The 723-nt window shown below is 42.6% G+C and carries 1 pseudogene; it reads right to left on the minus strand.

What is annotated here, in order from left to right:
- Positions 1-274: pseudogene (locus STRDD11_RS08975) on the minus strand (hypothetical protein); the annotation flags it as partial.
- Positions 275-723: the final 449 nt, after the last annotated feature.

Genomic DNA, 723 nt, shown 5'->3' on the forward strand with positions numbered 1-723 from the left:
TGCTTAGATATTCATAGTGGGGATTGGTCAGATGGACCTGTTCGATAGCTGACGACTTAGACAGGACGCTGACATTGTTGACATTCAAGTCAAACTTTTGAATATTCAAAGCCGATATATCCGTGCTGTCCTTAATCTCCTCCAAGGCAGACAGGGTCTGTATGGGGAAAAGAAGGACTGAAAATAGAATGACAGCCAACCCTATCAGCGCCTGAAGCTTGCGGGCAGCAGAATGACGAGGGCACAGTAAGCCCTTATGCGATTTCCATTTCATTTCTAACCTCCTAAACTTTTTCATGATGTTGCCATCATTGCGTCAAAAGAAATGTCCCATCTATTCTATCATATAAAACTATGATTTAAAAGGCTTATTGCTAAAATTTAAAACTTTTTCGTTTAGGTCTTTAAAAATGTTCGAACCTGAAGATTCTCTTCCGATTATGGACAATTCCCTTCATTTTTACTTTGCTTTTTACAAGCTGTATAAGACTGGTTCGGAAATGAATTTCATCCACTTTTTCTGCTGCGCTTGGACAATGAAGGCGGACCTGTCAGACTTTTTGAAAAATCAAAACCGAGCGTCCTTCCTTATCCCCAACCCCCAGCAGCCCCCGGACTGCTGAAGTTAAGCAAGTCATAAAAGATAAATGAAAAGACTGCACTGGCCCCTGAGAACAGAAAAAGAGCCTGGCGCTCCCGGCAAAGGCCGAAGCGACAGGCTTT

It is taken from the genome of Streptococcus sp. DD11 (assembly GCF_001578865.1).
GTDB lineage: Bacteria > Bacillota > Bacilli > Lactobacillales > Streptococcaceae > Streptococcus > Streptococcus panodentis.